This is a genomic window from Nocardia sp. NPDC059154, assembly GCF_042755705.1.
Classification (GTDB): domain Bacteria; phylum Actinomycetota; class Actinomycetes; order Mycobacteriales; family Mycobacteriaceae; genus Nocardia.
Window position 1 is genome coordinate 43,348 of sequence record NZ_JBHZCS010000058.1, and the last position, 20,497, is coordinate 63,844.

General features: G+C 66.9%; 20 protein-coding genes. 10 read left to right on the forward strand and 10 right to left on the reverse strand.

Annotation, left to right across the window (positions count from 1 at the left end):
- Positions 1 to 165: 165 nt before the first annotated feature.
- Complete coding sequence (locus ACFXN1_RS37310; protein WP_379463811.1) at positions 166 to 1,617, reverse strand: DUF222 domain-containing protein; 1,452 nt, start codon at positions 1,615 to 1,617, stop codon at positions 166 to 168.
- A gap of 126 nt (positions 1,618 to 1,743) precedes the next feature.
- The gene (locus tag ACFXN1_RS37315) at positions 1,744 to 2,187 is read right to left on the reverse strand and encodes a YdeI/OmpD-associated family protein (protein WP_379445405.1); all 444 of its coding nucleotides are present in this window, start codon (positions 2,185 to 2,187) and stop codon (positions 1,744 to 1,746) included.
- A 323-nt stretch (positions 2,188 to 2,510) separates the two neighbouring features.
- On the opposite strand from ACFXN1_RS37315, the gene ACFXN1_RS37320 reads away from it, so the two are divergent.
- The 6 genes from ACFXN1_RS37320 (at position 2,511) to ACFXN1_RS37345 (ending at position 10,028) form a co-directional block, all read left to right on the forward strand.
- Entirely contained in the window at positions 2,511 to 6,251 is a 3,741-nt protein-coding gene (locus ACFXN1_RS37320) for a nitrate reductase subunit alpha (RefSeq protein ID WP_379445404.1), read from the forward strand.
- Between the two features lie 10 nt (positions 6,252 to 6,261).
- Positions 6,262 to 8,034: a nitrate reductase subunit beta gene (narH, locus tag ACFXN1_RS37325; RefSeq protein ID WP_379445406.1), complete on the forward strand. Its 1,773-nt coding sequence runs from the start codon at positions 6,262 to 6,264 to the stop codon at positions 8,032 to 8,034.
- On the forward strand, positions 8,031 to 8,207 hold the full coding sequence (locus tag ACFXN1_RS37330; RefSeq protein ID WP_379379438.1) for a hypothetical protein: 177 nt from the start codon (positions 8,031 to 8,033) through the stop codon (positions 8,205 to 8,207). The genes narH and ACFXN1_RS37330 overlap by 4 nt, the downstream gene beginning before the upstream one ends.
- Positions 8,204 to 8,884, forward strand: coding sequence for a nitrate reductase molybdenum cofactor assembly chaperone (gene narJ / locus ACFXN1_RS37335; protein ID WP_379445403.1), 681 nt, complete (start codon positions 8,204 to 8,206; stop codon positions 8,882 to 8,884). Before ACFXN1_RS37330 ends, narJ begins: the two co-directional genes overlap by 4 nt.
- Positions 8,881 to 9,615, forward strand: a complete 735-nt coding sequence (gene narI / locus ACFXN1_RS37340) for a respiratory nitrate reductase subunit gamma (protein ID WP_379401826.1) — start codon at positions 8,881 to 8,883, stop codon at positions 9,613 to 9,615. Before narJ ends, narI begins: the two co-directional genes overlap by 4 nt.
- 122 nt (positions 9,616 to 9,737) lie before the next feature.
- Positions 9,738 to 10,028 (forward strand): hypothetical protein, encoded by a 291-nt coding sequence (locus ACFXN1_RS37345; protein ID WP_379379444.1) that lies wholly within the window; start codon positions 9,738 to 9,740, stop codon positions 10,026 to 10,028.
- A 76-nt stretch (positions 10,029 to 10,104) separates the two neighbouring features.
- Here the strand turns inward: ACFXN1_RS37345 and ACFXN1_RS37350 are convergent, their stop codons facing one another.
- From ACFXN1_RS37350 to ACFXN1_RS37385, 8 genes are all read right to left on the reverse strand, one after another.
- Positions 10,105 to 10,773, reverse strand: a complete 669-nt coding sequence (locus ACFXN1_RS37350) for a hypothetical protein (protein ID WP_379445401.1) — start codon at positions 10,771 to 10,773, stop codon at positions 10,105 to 10,107.
- 161 nt (positions 10,774 to 10,934) lie between these two features.
- A complete protein-coding gene (locus tag ACFXN1_RS37355) occupies positions 10,935 to 12,470 on the reverse strand; it encodes an alkaline phosphatase family protein (protein WP_379445400.1) in 1,536 nt (511 codons plus the stop codon).
- Between the two features lie 196 nt (positions 12,471 to 12,666).
- Positions 12,667 to 14,031 (reverse strand): acyltransferase family protein, encoded by a 1,365-nt coding sequence (locus tag ACFXN1_RS37360; RefSeq protein ID WP_379445399.1) that lies wholly within the window; start codon positions 14,029 to 14,031, stop codon positions 12,667 to 12,669.
- Positions 14,028 to 14,933, reverse strand: coding sequence for an SGNH/GDSL hydrolase family protein (locus ACFXN1_RS37365; protein WP_379445397.1), 906 nt, complete (start codon positions 14,931 to 14,933; stop codon positions 14,028 to 14,030). Before ACFXN1_RS37365 ends, ACFXN1_RS37360 begins: the two co-directional genes overlap by 4 nt.
- A gap of 18 nt (positions 14,934 to 14,951) precedes the next feature.
- The gene (locus ACFXN1_RS37370; RefSeq protein ID WP_379445396.1) at positions 14,952 to 15,332 is read right to left on the reverse strand and encodes a hypothetical protein; all 381 of its coding nucleotides are present in this window, start codon (positions 15,330 to 15,332) and stop codon (positions 14,952 to 14,954) included.
- A 175-nt stretch (positions 15,333 to 15,507) separates the two neighbouring features.
- Positions 15,508 to 16,434 carry an SGNH/GDSL hydrolase family protein gene (locus tag ACFXN1_RS37375; RefSeq protein WP_379445395.1) on the reverse strand — a complete coding sequence of 309 codons (927 nt, stop codon included), beginning with the start codon at positions 16,432 to 16,434 and terminating at the stop codon, positions 15,508 to 15,510.
- 17 nt (positions 16,435 to 16,451) lie between these two features.
- Entirely contained in the window at positions 16,452 to 16,847 is a 396-nt protein-coding gene (locus tag ACFXN1_RS37380) for a hypothetical protein (RefSeq protein WP_379445394.1), read from the reverse strand.
- 505 nt (positions 16,848 to 17,352) lie between these two features.
- Positions 17,353 to 17,712 (reverse strand): Rv2640c family ArsR-like transcriptional regulator, encoded by a 360-nt coding sequence (locus ACFXN1_RS37385; RefSeq protein ID WP_379445392.1) that lies wholly within the window; start codon positions 17,710 to 17,712, stop codon positions 17,353 to 17,355.
- Between the two features lie 102 nt (positions 17,713 to 17,814).
- On the opposite strand from ACFXN1_RS37385, the gene ACFXN1_RS37390 reads away from it, so the two are divergent.
- The 4 genes from ACFXN1_RS37390 to ACFXN1_RS37405 all read left to right on the forward strand — a co-directional run bounded on the left by ACFXN1_RS37390 (position 17,815) and on the right by ACFXN1_RS37405 (position 19,941).
- Positions 17,815 to 18,345 carry an ArsI/CadI family heavy metal resistance metalloenzyme gene (locus tag ACFXN1_RS37390; protein WP_379445391.1) on the forward strand — a complete coding sequence of 177 codons (531 nt, stop codon included), beginning with the start codon at positions 17,815 to 17,817 and terminating at the stop codon, positions 18,343 to 18,345.
- A 66-nt stretch (positions 18,346 to 18,411) separates the two neighbouring features.
- Positions 18,412 to 18,786, forward strand: coding sequence for an ArsR/SmtB family transcription factor (locus ACFXN1_RS37395; RefSeq protein WP_379445390.1), 375 nt, complete (start codon positions 18,412 to 18,414; stop codon positions 18,784 to 18,786).
- Positions 18,783 to 19,505: an aquaporin gene (locus ACFXN1_RS37400; protein ID WP_379445388.1), complete on the forward strand. Its 723-nt coding sequence runs from the start codon at positions 18,783 to 18,785 to the stop codon at positions 19,503 to 19,505. Before ACFXN1_RS37395 ends, ACFXN1_RS37400 begins: the two co-directional genes overlap by 4 nt.
- A gap of 16 nt (positions 19,506 to 19,521) precedes the next feature.
- On the forward strand, positions 19,522 to 19,941 hold the full coding sequence (locus tag ACFXN1_RS37405) for an arsenate reductase ArsC (RefSeq protein ID WP_379445387.1): 420 nt from the start codon (positions 19,522 to 19,524) through the stop codon (positions 19,939 to 19,941).
- The last annotated feature ends 556 nt before the right edge of the window (positions 19,942 to 20,497 follow it).

A 20,497-nucleotide genomic window follows, 5' to 3' on the forward strand; every position in this document is an offset into this window, starting at 1 on the left:
GAGGTGGCGGTGGGGGTGTCTGTGAAAGGTGATACGTGCAGTCCGTGGGCCGGGATCGGCGGGTGGCGGCTGTCAACCTGGCGTCAGCTCAAGTCCGGTAGGGCAGGCGAGGCGACCACACTTCCCCGTCCCTGCGCACGCAAGCCCGACACGAGCAGCCGGGAATCATGCGGCCCGTGAACCCCACCTCAGGCAACTGGAATCGATGGCAGCCGCGACCTGCTGCCCAACGTGATGTCTATCATTCACCCGAGCCGTGCCCGTCGGGTCAAGACGTTTCGGAGCAATCCACCCGGTCCGCCCCCGATACGGGGAATCTTTGCCCATGACAACGGTTTTCCAGCCGTCGGCACTGTCGTTCACCAGCGCGTGGCAGTGATCGCACACCAAGGTCAGATTGGTCAGATCCGTGGGGCCATCCTTGGCCCAGTCGGTGATGTGGTGCACCGCACACATCGACGCGGGCGCATCGCATCCCGGGCGGGTGCAACCCTTGTCGCGAGCGATAAGGGCCAGACGCTGGGCCGGAGTCGCCAAGCGCTCGCAGCGGCCCAGATACAGCGGCAGCCCGTCGGCATCGAGGACCGCCAGCACCGGGCAGGTACCCTCGGCCATCTTCAACGCCTCGTCGATGCTCACGTGGCCGCCGGAAGCAGTGGTCGCGACCCCGGCCCCACGCTCGAGGTCGGCGACGGACATGGTCAGGATGGCCTGCACCGGCAGACCACGGTGCGAACCCAGCTTGGCCGGGTCGACACCTGGCTGCAGCAACGCGAACAACGCGTCGTGGGTGCGCTGACCGGCATCGCGGCGGTCGCGGCGGGCGGCGGCTTCCAGCACCTTGGAATGGACGACCTTGACCGTGGCGGCGACGCTGTCGGTGTCGTCGATGTTGCACATACCCGGACGCGCCAGCTTCGCGAACACCGCATCCAACAGCGCCCGCAGTTCGGGGGTGATCCAGCCCTCGATCCACGACATGCCATCCACCCCGGGGCGGCCGAGGATCAGGCCACGGCGGCGACGGCGGTCGGCGTCGGAGACGACCTTGCCGTCGGGGTCGACGCGGGCGAGGATGTCGCGACCGATCTTGGGCAGGTCATCGGGCCACCCGATGCGGGAGTGGCCGACCAGGATGTCCTCGGCCTCGGCGCGGGTCTCGGCGGGGATGTCGGCGGGCAGGTGGTTCATCACGTCGATGATGTTGCGGACGTGGTCACGCGAGATATCGCCTGCCTCAAAGGCTTCGGCGGTCTTGACGAGGGAGGCGGGGCGCAGGTGTCCGGTCGGCTCGAAGAATTCCCCGCACTGGCGGGTGATCTTCACCCGCACCGAGGCGTCGTACTTCGACAACCCCAGGGTTTGCCGCAGGAACGGCACCACATCTTTCGCCCCGTTACCTTCGGGCAGCGAACGGTTGCAGGCTTCGATGATCAGGCGTGAATCCAGTGCCGACAGTTGACGTTTGCAGGTCTCCAACCGCTGCATCAACTCCACGACCTCACCATCAGCGAGCGGAGTGAGGTTCGCGTGCAGGACGGAATCCGACAGGTTTTCGACGACGGCCGCCAGGTCTGCGATGCCGCACGTGTCGAGTGTCACCCCCGTCGAATTCATGCACTAATTCTATCGCTGCCACCAACCAAGAGGAACCCGAAATGTCCTATATTCCACGATAATTCAACTCACTGAAGCTGAAATGACCACTCCCTCAACGAATTTAGATGACGCATCGGATCCGTTTCAAGAACCGCCGGCGAGGGACTCGACGATCTTGCCGATCCGGCGAGTGCGAGTCTCCGGTTTCTTGGCGTCGGTCACGGAGGTGACGTGCTCACGGCGGTTGGTGTACGAGAGCCTGTCGAAGGCGTCCTGCACCCCCGCCTCCCGCAGTGCGGCGGCGAGGTCGTCGGGGACGGCTATGGTGCGTTCCACGGTGTCACGTTCGACAGTGACGGCGACCCGGTCGCCAGCCCCCTTGCCGAGTTCGGCGCGGATCGCCTTCAGCAGTCCCAGGCACGGTCCCGCACCCATGTTGGCGATGGAGCCTCGGTACGGGATGCCGTCGAAGGTGGCCTGGACTGGGATGCGGCCTCCGCCGCCGAGGGCGGTGATGATGTCGGGGGGAATAGGAATGTATGCACCACCGTTGGCAGCGGTCTCGATGACGCCGTCGAATCGTTGCATGGGTGCACGATATAGCGATCACTCAGCAATCCGAAGGTGTGTTAACAAATATTAAGTAACCGAGAACCAACCGTTTCGGAAGCTTCACCGCCACTGCCCCGGAAGCCCCTTCCGAGAACTTGTTTCACTGCCTGCGAAGAGGTTTTCCCAGGTCGCGACCGCAAGGTGTGACCTCGGCCGCTACCCCGCAGTGACCGGAACATTGCGGCGATCTCACAGCTCACAAATGCGCTTCGAGCATTGTGAGCAAACCGTTTTGATGCCTCCCCCGGCGTCCCTACAGTCGAGCCAGCAGCCCGGTTTTCCAGCTCGAAGGGGGCGTTATGGCTATTACGCAGAACGGACACTCGTCCGCCGATGCGCTGCTTCGACTGGGGAAGTACTTCAACCGCGGCGAGGTGTCCGGTGACCTGCGCACCCTGCACAAGGTGGGCGGGCGCGAGGCCGACGAGTTCTACCGGGATCGGTGGTCGCACGACAAGGTGGTGCGGTCCACGCACGGCGTGAACTGCACCGGTTCGTGCTCGTGGAAGATCTACGTCTCCGACGGTGTGATCACCTGGGAGTCGCAGCAGACCGACTACCCGAGCGTCGGCGCCGACAAGCCGGAGTACGAGCCCCGCGGCTGTCCGCGTGGCGCGTCGTTCTCCTGGTACACCTACTCCCCCGCGCGCATCCGCTACCCGTACGTGCGCGGCACGCTGCTGGAGCTGTACCGCGACGCCAAGACGCGGCTCAAGGATCCGGTGCTGGCGTGGGAGTCCATTGTCGAGGACGCGGACCGGGCCGAGGCCTACAAGTCCGCGCGCGGCAAGGGCGGGTTCGTGCGCGCCGAATGGTGGGAAGCCGCCGAAATCGCCGCCGCCGCACACGTTTACACGATCAAGAAGTACGGCCCCGACCGCATCGCGGGGTTCTCGCCGATCCCGGCCATGTCCATGGTCTCGCATGCGGTCGGCGCCCGGTTCATCTCGCTGATCGGCGGCTCGATGCTGTCGTTCTACGACTGGTACGCCGACCTACCCGTCGCCTCCCCGCAGGTCTTCGGCGACCAGACCGACGTGCCCGAGTCCGCCGACTGGTTCGACGCCGGCTACCTGATCATGTGGGGCTCCAATGTCCCGGTCACCCGAACCCCGGACGCGCACTACATGACCGAGGCCCGCTACCGCGGCCAGAAGGTCGTGGTGGTCTCCCCGGACTACGCCGACAACACCAAGTTCGCCGACGAATGGGTGCCCGCACGCCCTGGTACGGACGCCGCCCTGGCCATGGCCATGGGTCACGTGGTGCTGCGAGAGTTCTTCGTGGACAAGCAGACTCCGTACTTCAACGACTACATCAAGCGCTTCACCGATCTGCCGTACCTGGTGGTGCTGGACGAGCACGAGGGCGGCTGGTCCACCGAAGGCGACTACAGCGGTCACACCTTCACGCCCGGCAAGTTCCTCACCGCCGCCGATCTCGGCCGCACCGGCGAGGGCGTCGAGCACCAGACGGTGCTGCTGGACGCGGACGGTAGTCCGCAGGTGCCCAATGGCTCTCTCGGCCACCGCTTCAACGAGGCGGGCAAGGGGCGCTGGAACCTGGACCTGGGGGACACCGATCCCCTGCTGACCCTGCACGGGCGCACCGATGACGTTGCGGCCGTGCAGTTCCCCCGCTTCGACGGGCCGCCAGGTGGGTCCGAGGGCAGTGATGCAGCTGTCCTCACCCGTGGCGTGCCGACCACCGTCATCGCGGGACGACGGGTGACGACGGTGTTCGACCTGCTGCTGGCGCAGTACGGCGTAGCCCGGTCCGGCCTGCCCGGCAGTTGGCCGACCGGCTATGACGATGCGACCCAGCCGTACACTCCCGCCTGGCAGGAGTCGATCACCGGCGTCCCCGCCCAACAGGCCGAACGCCTCGGCCGCGAATTCGCCGACAACGCCGAGCGTTCCAAGGGCCGGTCCATGATCCTCATGGGCGCGGGCACCAACCACTGGTTCCACTCCGACCAGATCTACCGCTCCTTCTTCACCCTGACCCTGCTCACCGGCTGCCAGGGCGTGAACGGCGGCGGCTGGGCGCATTACGTGGGCCAGGAGAAGTGCCGTCCGGTGACCGGTTGGGCCACACTGGCTTTCGCCTCGGACTGGCAGCGGCCGCCGCGGCAGATGCAGGGCACCGTGTTCTGGTACCTGGCCAACAACCAGTGGCGCTACGACCCGTTCACCTCCGAGTCGTTCGCCTCGCCGTTGAGCAAGGGCACGTTCTCCGGGCGCACGGCGGCCGACAATATCGCGCTCGCAACACGTCTGGGCTGGATGCCGTCGTATCCGACGCTCAACCGCAATCCCCTCGATCTCGTCGACGAGGCCGAGCAGGCGGGCAAGACGCCCGCGGATTACGTGGTGGACGGCCTGAAGTCGGGCGATCTCCGCTTCGCCTGCGAGGATCCCGACGCGCCCGAGAACTTCCCGCGCGTGCTGACGGTGTGGCGCGCCAACCTGCTGGGTTCCTCCGGCAAGGGCAACGAGTACTTCCACAAGCACCTGCTCGGCGCGGACTCCAACCTGCAGACCACCGAGACCACCGGGGTGCGCCCGCAGGAGCTGGAATGGCGCGACGAGGCCGCCACCGGCAAGCTGGATCTGCTGATGTCGATGGACTTCCGCATGACGTCCACGACCCTGTTCTCCGACATCGTGTTCCCGGCCGCCACCTGGTACGAGAAGCACGACCTGTCCTCCACCGACATGCACCCGTTCGTGCACGCCTTCTCCCCGGCCATCTCCCCGCCGTGGGAGGCCAAGACCGATTTCGAGGCCTTCCACCGCATTGCCCGCGGGTTCTCCTGGCTGGCGGAGAAGCATCTGGGCGTGCGCCAGGACCTGGTCGCGGTGCCGCTGCAGCACGACACCGCCGACGCGCTGGCGCAGGCCGGCGGGCGGGTGCTGGACTGGAAGCACGGCGAATGCGAGCCCGTTCCGGGTGTCACCATGCCGAAACTCGTTGTCGTCGAACGTGACTACCCGAATGTCGCGGACAAGATGGCCGCGCTCGGGCCGTTGGTCGAAACGCTGGGACTCACCACCAAGGGTGTCACCACTCTGCCCGATATCGAGGTAGATTACCTGCGCGGCGTCAACGGCACTGTGGTTTCCGGTGTCGCGCAGGGCCGTCCGTCCCTGGCCAAGGACACCCACGCGGCCGAGGCGATCCTGGCACTGTCCGGCACCACCAACGGCCGGCTCGCGGTGGAAGGGTTCCATGCGCTGGAACGGCGCACCGGAACCGAGCTGGCCGATCTGGCTGCCGAACACGAGGGGAAGCGAATCACCTTCGCCGACACGCAGGCCCGGCCCGTTCCGGTGATCACCTCACCGGAATGGTCCGGGAGCGAGACGGGCGGACGCCGGTATTCGCCGTTCACCATCAATGTGGAGCGGTCCAAGCCCTGGCACACGCTGACCGGGCGGCAGCACTTCTATCTCGATCACGACTGGATGATGGAGCTGGGCGAGCAACTGCCGATCTACCGGCCGCCGCTCGACATGACCGCGCTGTTCGCCGAGCCGGGCATCGGCAAGGTGAGCGAGAACGGTGTGACCGTGCGGTATCTGACGCCGCACTCGAAGTGGTCGATCCACTCCGCCTACCAGGACAACCTGCACATGCTGACGCTCTCGCGGGGCGGTCAGGCGATCTGGATGTCGGACAAGGACGCCGCGAAAATCGGTGTCGCCGACAATGATTGGATCGAGGCCATCAACCGCAACGGCATCGTGGTGGCCCGCGCGATCGTGTCGCACCGCATGCCCGAGGGCACGGTGTTCATGTATCACGCCCAGGACCGCGCGGTGAACGTGCCGCGCATCGAAGGCACGGCGGATGTCAAGCGGGGCAAGGGTAAACGCGGTGGTATCCACAATGCGCTGACCCGGATCATGATCAAGCCCTCGCACCTCATCGGTGGCTATGCGCAGCAGTCGTTCGCGCTGAACTACCACGGCCCCACCGGAAATCAGCGCGACGAGGTCACCACGATTCGCAAGCGCTCGCAGGAAGTGGAGTACTGATATGCGTGTGATGGCGCAACTGGCCATGGTCATGAACCTGGACAAATGCATCGGCTGCCACACCTGCAGCGTCACCTGCAAGCAGGCCTGGACCAACCGTTCCGGCACCGAGTACGTGTGGTTCAACAATGTGGAAACCCGTCCGGGACAGGGTTATCCGCGTCGCTACGAGGACCAGGAGAAGTGGAAGGGCGGCTGGACCCTCGACAGGAAGGGCCGGCTGACCCTCAAGTCCGGGTCGCGGATGAAGCGGCTGCTCAATATCTTCGCCAACCCGGATCTGCCCACGGTGTCGGACTACTACGACCCGTGGAGCTACGACTACGACAATCTGCTGTCCGCGCCGCAGATGGACACCACGCCGGTGGCGCGGCCCAAGTCGCTGATCACCGGTGAGGACACCAACGTCACCTGGGGCGCGAACTGGGACGACTCGCTGGGGTCGGGCCCGGAGCAGGTGGGTAAGGACCCGTTGCTGGCCAAGCTCTCCGAGCAGGTCAAGCTGGAGTTCGAAGAAACGTTCATGTTCTACCTGCCGCGCATCTGCGAGCACTGCCTCAACCCCTCGTGTGCCGCGTCGTGCCCGTCGGGCGCGATCTACAAGCGCGCCGAGGACGGCATCGTGCTCGTCGACCAGGACAAGTGCCGCGGCTGGCGGCAATGCGTCACCGGATGCCCGTACAAGAAGATCTACTTCAACCACAAGACCGGCAAGGCAGAGAAATGCACCTTCTGCTACCCGCGGGTGGAAGTCGGCATCCCCACCGTCTGCTCGGAAACCTGCGTCGGGCGACTGCGCTACATCGGGGTCATGCTCTACGACGCCGACAAGGTCCTCGAGGCCGCCTCGGTGGAGAACGACCAGGACCTCTATCCCGCCCAGCTGGGCGTGTTCCTCAACCCGCACGACCCGCGCGTCATCGCCGAGGCCGAGCGGGCCGGGATCTCGCCGGAATGGATTCAGGCCGCCCAGGATTCGCCGGTCTACAAGCTGATCGTGGACTACCAGATCGCCTTGCCGCTGCATCCGGAATACCGGACCATGCCCATGGTCTGGTACGTGCCGCCGCTGTCGCCGGTGGTGGACACCCTGACCCAGACCGGGCACGACGGGGAGAACCACAACAATCTCTTCGGCGCCATCGACGCCCTGCGTATTCCGTTGGAGTACTTGGCCGAACTGTTCACCGCCGGTGAGATCGGCCCGGTCCGTGCCTCGTTGCAGCGGCTCGCCGGGATGCGGTCGTTCATGCGCTCGATCAACCTGGGCCAGGAACCCGACCTGTCCATCCCGGATGCGGTCGGCCTCGAGCCCGAAGAGATCGAAGCCATGTACCGGCTGCTCGCGATCGCCAAATACGAACACCGCTACGTGATCCCGTCGGGCGCGACTTCCCGTGCCCACGAACTGGATTCCCTCGCCACGGGTTGCTCGCTCGACACCGACGGCGGCCCCGGCATGACGGCCTTCGACTACATGGCCGACAAATTCCACCTCACCGACACCAACGATGCCTCCCCCGACCAGAAATCCAACCGCATCAACCTGTTGAACTGGGACGGCAAGAGCACGAAAGGCTTGGTGCCCACCGAAGCCGGCACCAATGGCTCCGGTGCCAATGGCCATGGCGGAAACGGAGCGAACGGCAGCGGCGCCGGCGTATCCACCGCCACGTCCGGAAACGGCAACGGAAACGGCAATGGCCACCATGGTTCCGGTGTCGACGGCGTCAGCAACGGCGCTGCCGCCGCCGAGCCGGAACCCACCGGAGCCACACGATGAGCCTGTTGAAACCGCGACGGCGCACCGAACCCGCCGTCACCGCGCACGAAGAGGATCGGCGGCAGGCCTGGCGGCTGAACGCACTGTCGCTCGACTACCCGCACCCGCGGACGCGTGCCATGATCGACGAACTCGACACCGCCGCAACGGAATCCACCGGAGCCCCGCGATGAGCCTGCTGAAACTGCGGCGACGGCCCGAACCCGCCGTCGCCATGAGCGAACGCGATCGGCGACTGGTGTGGCGGCTGGGCGCGCTGCTGCTCGACTATCCGAGCGCGCAGACCCTGGCCATGCTCGACGAACTCGACGCCGCCACAGCGGAATTGCCGGACGCGATCCGTCCGCTGCTGGCCGGGTTCCTCGCGCACCTGCGCACCGGCGATGCGATCGCGCTCGCACAGGAGTATGTCGAGACCTTCGACATGCGCCGCCGGGCCAGCCTGCACCTGACCTTCTACGCCTACGGGGACACCCGCAAGCGCGGGATGGCGCTGCTGCGTTTCAAGCACGCCTACCGCCACGCCGGGGTCGAGCTCGGCGACGAGGAGCTGCCCGACCACCTGCCCGTGCTGCTCGAATTCGCCGCCACCGTCGATCCCGTCGGCGGCGAACGACTGCTGGGCGAACACGTCCCGGTGCTGGAACTGCTGCGGTTGTCGCTTTCCGACAGCGGATCTCCTTACGCCGGGGTGCTGGCGTCGGTGGTGGCGACCCTGCCACCGGTCACCACCGCCGACCGCCGGCGCATCGCCGAACTCGCCGCCCAGGGCCCGCCCGAGGAAGAAGTCGGATTGGAGCCCTTCGCCATGGACCCGCTCGCCTTCACCGGATCGGAGGCCCGCCGATGAGCTCCGCGCTCTGGCTGATGCTGCCCTACATCGCGTTCACGTCGTTCGTGCTCGGGCACCTGTGGCGCTATCGCACCGACCAATTCGGCTGGACCACACGGTCTTCGCAGGTCTACGAGTCACGGCTGCTGCGCCTGGGCAGCCCGCTGTTCCACTTCGGCATGCTCGGGGTGATCGGCGGGCACGTGCTCGGCGTGCTCATCCCGCAGTCCTGGACCGACGCTGTCGGCATCTCCGAGGAGACCTATCACGTGGTCGCCGTCTCCGCGGGATCCGTTGCGGGCGTGGCGGTCATCGCCGGGATCGGCATCCTGCTCTACCGCCGCGTCACCGTCCCCGCCGTCCGTCAAGCCACCACCACCAATGACAAGGTGATGTACATCCTGCTGGCCGCCGCCCTGATCACCGGTCTGCTCAACACCGTCGGCAGCAACCTGCTCTGGGGCACCTACAACTACCGCGAGACCGTCTCCCCCTGGTTCCGCAGCCTGTTCACCCTGCACCCGCACCCCGACCTCATGGTCGGCACCCCCTGGACCTTCCAGGCGCACGGCCTGATCGTGTTGTCCCTCATCGCCTTCTGGCCCTACACCCGCCTGGTCCACATGTTCTCCGCGCCCATCGGCTACCTGGTCCGCCCGTACGTGGTGTACCGCGCCAAGCCGGCGAAGTCCGCGGACAAGACCCGCTACGCCCGCGCCTGGGATACGCCCGCCATTCCCCGTCGCTGAGACACCGGGCGTGCATCGATTTATCGATGGCGCCCGGTCCCGGCCGGTGTTATGGTTCGGCGCGGCCGAGCCGAACGGTTGGGCTCGAATTGTTCTCGGGGGAAACCATGTTCAATTGGTATGTGGGCCTGCTCGCGCTCAGTGGCGTGATCATGCTGGCGCTGGCGGTGGTGCGGCAGGGGCAGAGCAGCGCCTCACGCTCGATCAACGGCATTTTCGGTGCGGTCTATCTCGGCTACGCCTTCTATCTCGCCTTCCTTTTCGACGGCGGCTCCTACCTCATCTTCTTCCAGGCGTTCATTCTGCCGGTCGTGATGGTGGTCAATTTCTTCCGCAATCGCACACCGAAGCCGAAACTCACCGAAACACAGAAGGCCTGGCGCGAATACCAGCGCTCCGCCGGGCAGCAATAGGCCCGCCGGGCGACAATAGCGCGGTGTTCTCCAAGAAGACCGAGCCCGAGCGGGTTACGCCACCGGCCACGTTCTTCTACGCCGAGCGGCTCGACAAAGTGCGGGCCGCGATGAAGTCGACGACGTCCTGAGTGCGAGAGTCGGGCTGCTCCCGCGCTGCGCGCGTCAGGCGATCCAGAGCGTCGTCGAGGCGGGAGCTCGGGCCCTGCTCGGCGAGCAGCACGGCGATGGCCTCCCAGGTGGCGGTGGTCGGATTCGGTTGCGCCAGTAACTCTTCGAGATAGTTGTCCTGGTCGAGCAGGCGCAGCGCGCGGCGGGCGTGGGCGTGGACGCGCCGGGGCAGCTCTGCGCGAATGAGGTCGATATCGCCGGGCTGGACGTGACCCGGCTGGTCGGGGTCGAGGCGCACCGACCACAGCTGGTCCGGGTCCTCGGGTAGACCCTCGCCCGGGAGCAGGCCGGGCCCCGCCGCGGTCTCGAGCGCGAGCGGTGCACGGCCCAGGCGTTCGTTGCGCCAGTTGCGGAATTCCCACCACGCGGTCGGGGTCGCCCAGGCGCCCAGCCCGAATCGGAGCATCTGCTGTCCACCGGTGAACGTTCGGAATGTGCGCGTCCGCGCCACGGTGGCCGTACCGCCGGGCATCCCCCGCACCCAGGTCGGCTCCGCCCCCTCAAACCCATACGGCTGCAGCAGTTTTCCCGTATCGCGCATCAAGCGGCGCAGCGCCGACTCCGGTTTGACCATCCCCGCAGACTAGCCGTGCGAACCGACAGGATCCCGCACCTCGCGATCCGCCCAGGATGCCGCGCGTCGCGCGAACACGCCACGCACCAACACCGACCACGCCGCGCAGGCACACCGGGTGTGCCTGCGCGGTCAGATCATCCGGACGAGCGACGGGACCGTCAGTGGCCGGACCAGATGTCGTTCACCGTGGCCGCGTAACCGTCGTTGTTGGTCAGGGGCTGCAGGCCGAGGGCGGTGTCGATGGTGCGGAGCAAGCCGTACTGGTCGGTGCGCTGGGAGCTGGTGAAGCCGGCCTTCACGGTGTTCTGCGAGCCCAGCACGATGGTCGGGACCCGGTTCGGGAACAGCGGGCCGAACGCCTTGGTGGCACCCTCGTCCCAGGTCAGGATGAGCAGCGAGCGCTGCTGCTTCCAGGCCGGGGAGTTGAGGATCGCAGGCAGGGTGGAGCTCAGCCAGCTGTCACCCGAGGCGACGCCGCAGCCCTCCATGTTGTGGCATTCGTTGGCGGCGAACCAGACGAAGTTCGGGGTGGTGGCGGCGGATTGCAGGTCGGTCGTCATCTGCGTGAGCGGCTGCAGGTGTGCCGCGCAGTAGGACTGGTTGGACTTCATGTTCTGGAAGTACAAGAACGGCAGGTCATCCGGGTAGTACTGGCCGTGGGAGGCCTGGTCGCAATTGCCGTTGGCGTCCTCGGCGTAGCCCTTCCAGGTCTTGTGCGCGGCGTCCACGCTGTTGCCGATGTGGCGCGCGTCGAGGGTCGTCGTGCCCACGCTGTTGTCGACCAGCCCGTACAGTCCGCCCGCCGCCAGCGCGACATAGTTCGGATCGCTCGGATGCGTCGTGGCGTAGGACTGGCTCAGCGTCGCGCCCTGCGGCCGCAGGCCGTTGATGTAGGGGGCCTGGGGATTACCGATGATGCCGGTGAGGCCGTCGTAATCCTGGTTCTCCAGGTAGACCACGAAGACGTGGTCGTAACCAGGCACCGTCGAGGCGGGTGCGGTCAGCTTCGGCGCGGGCAGTGCGGCGCCGATGGTGAACGACAGGTTGTCGGCGTAGCCGTCGTTGGTGTCGCCGTCGGTCCAGCTGAAGTTCAGCTGGATCTTCACCGCGCGCGTGCCCTTCGGCAGGGTGCCCTTCGTATCACGCTGCAGCAGACCGGTTTTCAGGCCGCGATCGATGCTGCTCACGTCGTCGCACTCGGCCGAACCGAGCTGGGAGCCCGATGCGCTGAGGAATGTCGCCGTCATGTTTACGCGGTCGTCCTGGGCACCGTATCCGCCCAGCCAGCCATTGAGATCGAAGCTCACGCCCCCCTGGTCGATGGCCGCGCCCGCGGCCGAGACGCTGATGGTCTGATCCATCTCGGCATTACCGGTACCGCCGCCGGCGAAGAACTTCGAACCCCGGTTCGACGGACCCGGCGAGGACGCGTCCGGCCATCCGGACTGTCCGTAGCACACCGCATTCGGCTCACCCTTGCCGATGGTCCAGCCCGGCAGCGTCATGCCGTCCAGCCCCTTCGGTGAGCACTGTGCCACCGCCTCGGCATCGCCATCCACGATCAGGTTCGGGCTGGTGACCGCGGCGTGCGCCACGGTCGGCGTGACCGCGGAGCCTCCCAACACCGCCAGTGCGGCCGCAGCCGTGATAGCGAAGACTTTGCCGTGGCCGTTTCCAACGCCTTTGTGGCGCATACATGTTCCTTTGCGGGTCGTTACCGAAGTGCGCCCCGAATAGAACAGGTTCTAGGTGTCGGATCACCGCTCTGCCCGTGGCCGGGTGGTGAACACCACCCGGCTTTTGGACGGACGACCAGCAATGAGGAAGGTTGTGTCGCAAGGAACGTCGGTCAGCACGTACAGCTATCGACAAGCAACAGGTAGAGCGGGACTAGACCTTCGCGCGGGCGACCCGCTTCGAGCGGGCGAAGTTCCGCATGATGGGCAGGTCGACCCAGTGGTAGAGCAGTGCGGCGAGGGCGGTGGACACGACCAGGCACAGCAGGGAGAAGCCGGCCCAGCCGAGGATGCCGAACTCCCTGCCGCCGATCAGGTATCGGGTGACCAGGACCATGACCGGGAACTGGATGAGGTAGAAGGCGAAGGAGACATTGCCGAGCCACACCATGCGCGGGTGGGAGTTGAGGCCGCGGATGCCGGCCAGGTCCCGGGCGGCCATGGTGGCCACCACCGCCGTCATCGGGGGCAGCAGCAGCACCGACATCTTGTAGTTCACCGGCACCACCCAGGTCGCCGCGTACGCGACGGTCAGCGCGACCAGCGGCCAGGCGAGATTGGTGTTGCGCCAACGACCTTCGAGCACCGTGCGGGCCGCCAGCACGCCGAGGAAGAACTCCGGCAGGCGCGACAGCGGGAAGGTGTAGCTGAGCCAGTACGACGGGGACACCGGGATGTCGGGCTGCTGGAACCAGGCCGGGGAGGCGTGCAGTTCGTAGTGCGGCGACGCATTGCCCGGAACCAGCCTCGGCGCAAAGGCATTCGCGATGCCCTTCGGACCGTCCACCCACAGGAAGTACGAGGTGTGCAGCAGGGCGATGCCCAGCATCAGCAGGCCCGCGGCCAGCAGCAGGCGGCGGGTCGGGATCCGCATGACCAGCGGCAGCAGCAGCGGAAAGCTCAGGTAGAACAGCACTTCCGCGGCCAGCGACCAGGACGGGACGTTCAGCCCGCCGACCGTGGTCCACTTCGGCACCCAGGTGTGCACCAGCAGCAGGTTCGGCACCCACACCACCGCGCGGTGCAGGGGCACGCTCGCCACCACGATGAAGGCGGCGGCAGCCAACAGGTGCGTCGGATAGATCTTGAGCACCCGCCGCCGGTAGAAGGCGCGCACCGACATGCCCGGCCGGAACGACCAGTAGATGATGAAGCCGGACAGCACGAAGAAGAACGTGACGCCCGCGGCCCCGAGCTGCATCGGGATCCACTCGTGGATGTGGCGGAACAGCGCCGACTTCTGGAACGGGTAGACCGGCAGGAACACCAAGGCGTGCAAGACGAATACCGCGAACGCCGCCCACCACCGCGCGCCGGTCAGCGAGGGCAGCGCGGGCCGCTCCCGCCGGGCGCGCTCGGCGACGGACTCGGTGAGGCCCTTCGTCCGGACCGGCTCGGCCGTCCGGACCGGTTCGGCGGCCCGCGTGGACTGGGCGGGCTGGAGGAGCTGGGTGGTGTACTGCTCCACCGCGAGCGCGGCGGAGGCCTCGCGCGGGGCGACTTCGGGTGGGCGGGTCATCGTGCGTACCTCTCGTACAGTGCGTTTGCTACCACGGCGTCGCCCTGCGGAGCGGGGTGGAACGGCAGCCCGGCGATATTGACTTTCGGGTCGAACACTCCGTTGACCCACTGCTGCGGCGTACACAGCCCATGCCCGGCGGTGAGCGCGCGGGCGTCGAGGTATTCCAGGTTCAGCCGCGCGGCGGCTTCGCGCTCGGCCTGGTCGATGCGATTGAGGTACTCGACGACCGTGCGGCCGCGCGGCTGGGTGACCGGGGCGCCGGCGATGTCGAAGCAGATGGCGTCCTGGTCGGGCCGGAACAGCTCCGGGTAGCCGACGATCACGATGTGCGCGTTCGGCGCGTAGTACCGGATGTAGGTGACGACCTTGCTGATGCGGGAGGCGTACTCGGCGCCGGTCACCTTCTGCGGGTCGGTCATTCGGCCGGCGGCCACCGCGTCGGGACCGCAGCCGCCGACAACGTCGTAGAAGCAGCGCTCGATCGAGCTCCACGGGGACTGTGGGGCGCCACCCCACACGTCGTTGAGGCCGAACTGCACCGTCACCAACTTGGTTTTCGGGCCGAACGAGCCCGCCTTGTCGGCGTTGCCGGCCTGGACCTTCAGGGTGTACCCGTCCCCGGTGTCGAGCGACGCGCCCGGACACGACTGGTTCCACATCCGATCGGTGCCCTGCACGCCCATCAGTGCGCTCAGCTGCACCGGCCACGCGGTGTCGCCGTGGTCGCACTTCTTCTCCTGGGACAGCGGGTTCCAGCCGTTGGCCGTGAACGAGTCGCCCAGGATGACGAGTTCCTTACCCTGCGGTACCGAATCCGCTTGCGCCCCCGATGTTCCCGTCATGGCCGCCGCGAACGCGACCACCGCGGCACACAGCCACCGACCGTTGATTCCCGACACGTGTGTACTCCGGTTTCGTCAGTAGCCTGCGCGGGGCTCGAACCCGGGGGCATCCAGGGTCGGCGGCGCGGGCTTGGGCGCCTGCTGGGTCTGCGGTGCGGGCTTGGGCGCAACCGGTTGTGCCGCAGGCGCTTCGGGCGCTGCGGGGGCCGCCGGCTGCGGGGCGGGTGCTTCGGTGGCGGCCTCCGGGGCCGCGGCGGGCGTGGGGGCCGCGCTCGGCGCCGGGGCGGCGCTGCTCGCGGGAGCGGCCGAACTGCTCACGACGGCGACGGTGGTGCTCGCCGGGGTGGTGGGCGTGTCGGCGGCCTTGTCGCTTCCGCACGCGGCCAGCGCGCCGATCAGCACGACCCCGCCGATGGCGGCCACCGCGGTGCGTGCGCCTGGGATACGGAACTTCATGAAACCCTCGAATCGCAAATTGAACGGTGAACTTTTCACTTTTGCGCGGAGTGTACAAGAGGCCCCGAGGGCCGGGGTGCGGGATTCAGCAAACCGCAAAACCCCTGGACAATCGGGAAACTCGACGAGGAGGCTATCGATGGTCAACAGTCCGATCGACGGAATATCGATGGCATCAGTGCCCGTATCGGTCGTAGATGGCGTTGGCGACCACGGCGTCACCCTGGCTCGACGGATGGAAGAACAGGCCGTCGAGATCGGCCCGTGGATCGAACACGCCATTCAGCCAGGGCTGCGACGAGCAGAGCCCATGACCGGTGGTGAGCGCGCGGGAATCCAGGAACTCGATGCCCAGCAGCTGGGCGGCTTCCCGCTGCGCCTGGTCGATGCGGTCGAAGTACTCCACCACCGCGCGACCGCGCGACTGGATGAACGGCGCGATGCCGCCGATGCTGAGACAGACCGTGCTGCTGCCCCGGGTGAACAACTCCGGATAGCCGACGAACACGATGCGGGCGTTCGGTGCGTAGTACTTGATGTAGGTGACCGCATTGCTCATACGCTTGGCCATCAACGCCCCGGACACACCGTTGTAGTCGGGCATCCGGCCCTGGTCGATCGACTCCGGATCGCAGCCGTCGACCAGGTTGAACACACAGCCCTGCAACGACTTCCAGAGCGTCTGGTCGTTCTTGCCCCACTTGTCGTTCAGCCCGAACTGCAGCGTGACGACCTTGGTATTCGACCCGAAAGCGCCTGCCTTGTCCGCTTTCTGGGCCTCCTGGGCCAGGCTCCACCCCGGGCCGCTGTCGATCGACGCGCCCGGGCAGGAGGGATCGGCCATCTCGTCGGTCCCGTACACGCCCATGAGCCGGCCCAGCTGCACCGGCCAGGCCGTCCGGCCGTGGCGCAGGCAGCTGTTGTCCTCGTCGAAGAAGTCCCAGGCGTTCGCGGAGAACGAATCACCCAGCACCACCAGCTCTTTGCCCGCGGGGGTGGCATCCGGCGAAGCCGGATCCGCGTTCGCCGCGGCCACGGTGGATACCGAGGCCGCGAACGCTACCGCGGCGGCACACAACCACCGCCCGCCATTACCCAGCACGAACCTGTCCAGCCTTCTCAGTAACCCGCACGCGGCTCGAATCCGGGCGCGTCCAGGGTCGGCGGCGCGGGCTTCTGCTGCTGCGTCTGCGGCGCAGGCTTGGGTGCGGCCGGCTGCGGCGCGACCGGTTGCGGCGCGACGACCTCCGGCGCGACGGGCTGCGGCGCGGCCGGTTCCGTGGCCGCCGGTTGCGGCGCGGGGGCCTCGGTCGTCGGCGCGGGCGCGACGGTCGTCGGTGCGGGAGTGGCCGTGGAGCTGACTGATGTGGCGGCGGTGCTGGTGGCACCGCCCGGCGAACTGTCGGACGACTTGTCGCTGCCGCACCCGGCAACGCCCGCGATCAGCAGCCCCGCGCCGATCACGGCCGCGGCGACACGGACGGCAAACACCCCCACCGGTGTTGAAGACTTCATGGGTACCTCGAATTCAGGATCTGAAGTGACGTCTATTCACTTCAGCGGGGAGTGTACAAAACGCGCTCACCCCACCCACCCCGATTCGGGAAACTGCCCCCAACTTCCGGGGCATCGAATCCGATAATCCCTGGTCAGACCCACCTCGTCCAGTGGAACAGGTTCCAACGGAAGGTGACATCGGACTACCTCACCAGGCCGCCCAGGTCCGCGTATCCAAGCACAGATTCCGCGCGCAGGGGCCACTATCGACTTCCCTCACCGAGCGCCCGACCCCACCCGCGCAACCCCACCCGATTTGAAGCAATGGCGGGAAACCCCAGCCCACCCACCCCATGGCGCAGATCTACAACAACGCCGCCACCGGCTTCGGCGTCCACAACCGACACGAACATGATGGCCTGCATCGGCGCGGCCGACTCACGAAAAGCCCGCCGCGCCAATGCATTCTCACCAGCGACGACTTTCCACTGCCAGGGCTGTTCGCGGATCTTGACAGTCGGGGCTAGCGGCAGCAGTTCGGGTCGAGGACGACGCACAGGGCGGCGAGGGAGTCGCGCTGGGCGCGGTGGTAGGTGTTCATGCCGCGGCGTTCGGACTCGACCAGGCCGGCCTTCTTCAGCTGGCCGAGGTGGTGGCTGACGGTGGATTCGGCGAGCGTGACGGCTGCGGCCAGGTCGCCGGTGTTCTCCTCGCCGAGGGGGCTGGCGAGCAGGAGGGACAGGAGTTTCACGCGGGCCGGGTCGGCTATGGCCTTGAGACGGAGGGCGATTTCCAGGGCGGCGGCGTCGCCGACGGGACCGGCGGCGACGGGGGCGCAGCAGACCGGGGCGGACATGTCGATCACGGGCAGCGCCTTGGGCATGCGAACCAGGTTACCCACCTTCTTGACATATGTCGAAATAGTGGCGCAGACTCGATCACACCAGTTCTTCGACATATGTCTCACAAGTGGAGGTACGGTCTCATGTCTCGTGTTCAGCTCGCTCTCAACGTCGACAACATCGACCAGGCGGTGGCGTTCTATTCGACCCTGTTCCAGGCCGAGCCGGCCAAGCGCAAGCCCGGTTACGCGAATTTCGCCATCGCCGAGCCGCCGCTCAAGCTGGTGCTGATCGAGAACCCGGGGCACGGTGGCAGCCTCAACCACCTGGGGGTCGAGGTCGAGTCCAGCGATCAGGTGCACGCCGAGATCGCGCGACTCTCCGAGGCCGGCATGTTCACCGAGGAGCAGATCGCGACCACCTGTTGCTTCGCCACCCAGGACAAGGTGTGGGTCACCGCGCCAGACACCGAGCGCTGGGAGGTCTACACGGTGCTGGCCGATAGCGAAACCTTCGGCACTGCACCGGTTCTGGCCTCGGGAGCGGTCGCGGACGACGCGCAGGCCATGGCGGTCTGCTGCGGCACCGCCGAGGAAGCCGCCGCCGAGGGGGCCTGCTGCGGCAGCGCGGCCAAGGCGGATGCCCTGGCCTCCGGGGTATCCTGCTGCGGCTGAGCCCGCACCGAGTTGTTCACCAGGTGTTCGCTTGCCCACTGATTCGATATCCATCAATATCGACGGGTGTCGAATCGAGTGCTTCCGCTGGCTGTGACCCCACCCGCGTGTGAGGTCACGCCCCTTGTCCGCGAACCGTTGACAGCGCAGGCGGCGACGGAGCTGGCCGCGGTGTTCAAGGCGTTGTCGGACCCGGTGCGCTTGCGGCTGCTATCGGTGATCGCCAGCCACACCGGGCAGGAAGCCTGCGTATGCGATATCTCCGACGGCTTCGACGTCTCCCAGCCGACCATCTCCCATCACCTGCGGGTATTGCGCGAGGCGGGGCTGCTGTCGAGCGAGCGGCGCGGGTCGTGGGTGTACTACCGGGTCGAACCCGCTGCACTGCACCAGCTTTCGGCACTACTGGATATCGCGCTCCCCGAAGCGGCGGTCCGATGAACACGCGGAGACGACGACTGCTGGCCGAGTTCGTCGGCACCGGTCTGCTGGTGTGCGTGGTGGTCGGTTCCGGGATCGCGGCCCAGCAACTGTCCGCACACGATGTGGGTCTCCAACTACTGGAGAACTCGACCGCCACGGTGTTCGGGCTGGGCATCCTGATCCTGATGCTCGGCCCGGTTTCCGGGGCTCACTTCAATCCCGTTGTCTCGGCAGCGGATTGGTGGGCCGGACGCCGCCGCGGCACCGGGCTGAGCGCCACCGACCTGGTGGCCTACATCGGTGCGCAGATCCTCGGCGGGATCGCGGGGGCGGTGCTGGCCAACATCATGTTCGACCAGCCCGCCGTCCAGATCGCCACCCATCACCGCGTCACCACAGGCCATCTGGTCGGCGAAGTCGTCGCCACGGCCGGACTGATCGCGGTCATCTTCGCGCTCGCCCGCACCGGCCGCGCGGCACTCTCGGCCGCAGCCGTCGCCGCCTACATCGGCTCGGCCTACTGGTTCACCAGCTCCACCAGCTTCGCCAACCCGGCCGTCACCGTCGGGCGCATCTTCTCCGACACCTTCGCCGGAATCGCCCCCGCGTCGGTGCCCGCGTTCATCGCCGCCCAAATTCTCGGCGCCGCACTCGGTTTCGTCCTGATCGGGCTGCTCTACCCCGATCCCGTACCGGCGGACGACATCGTCACGCCCCACAACATCCAGACCTCCTGAAAGGCCCGCCCAGCCGATGACCGCCACACCCAGCGTGCTGTTCGTCTGCGTCCACAATGCCGGACGCTCCCAGATGGCCCAGGGCTTCCTCACCCACCTGGCCGGCGACGCGATCGAGGTCCGGTCGGCCGGGACCGCTCCCGCCGAGACCATCAACCCCGCCGCCGTCGAGGCGATGGCCGAACTCGGCATCGACATCACCGCTCAGACACCGAAGATCCTCACGCCCGACACCGTGCAGACCTCCACCGTCGTCATCACCATGGGCTGCGGCGACACCTGCCCGTACTTCCCCGGCGTCGACTACCGCGACTGGCAGCTCGACGACCCCGCCGGCCGAGACGTGGCGGCCGTCCGTCCCATTCGCGACGAAATCCGCACGCGCGTAGAGAAACTCATCGCCGAACTACTCCCCACCGGCCGGAGCCACGTCTGATCCGCCCCAACCCGGTCGGCCATCTGCCGAGCCAAGCAGTGGTGTTGATCGGCCGTGGCCGCGGACGGTTCCGCCGTTGATCTGCAGGATCTGTCCCGTGATCCTTCCGGCCTCGGGCGCGGCGAGAAGCGGGATGGCAACGCTTGTTCCATTGCGTCCGAGTGGGATTCGGGAGCACGATCGACTTCCAGATCGGGTGTCAGGCGCTCGGTCCAGAATTCGGCGGCGGGCACGAATCCTCGCGACGATGTTGACGGTGCCGTACAGGTCGAGCCGTTTGGAATCTTCCGACGTAAGCGCTCCGTGTCAGCCAAGCCAGCCAGGTGTGGGCTGCGGCGCGCTCCACCCACGCCCACGCTCCGAGATCGAACTATTTGCGAAAGAGTAAGGCGTACAGGACAATTCGGGTTCTCTCAATGAACGCGCAGCGGTAGAATTAGCACATGGATTCGAAAGGGGAAACACTCGACGCATGCGGAATCGCCGACCTGGCGACCGCCGTCGAAACCCTGTCGAACACCATCCAGCACGGCAACTTGAACCCGTTCTCCGACGG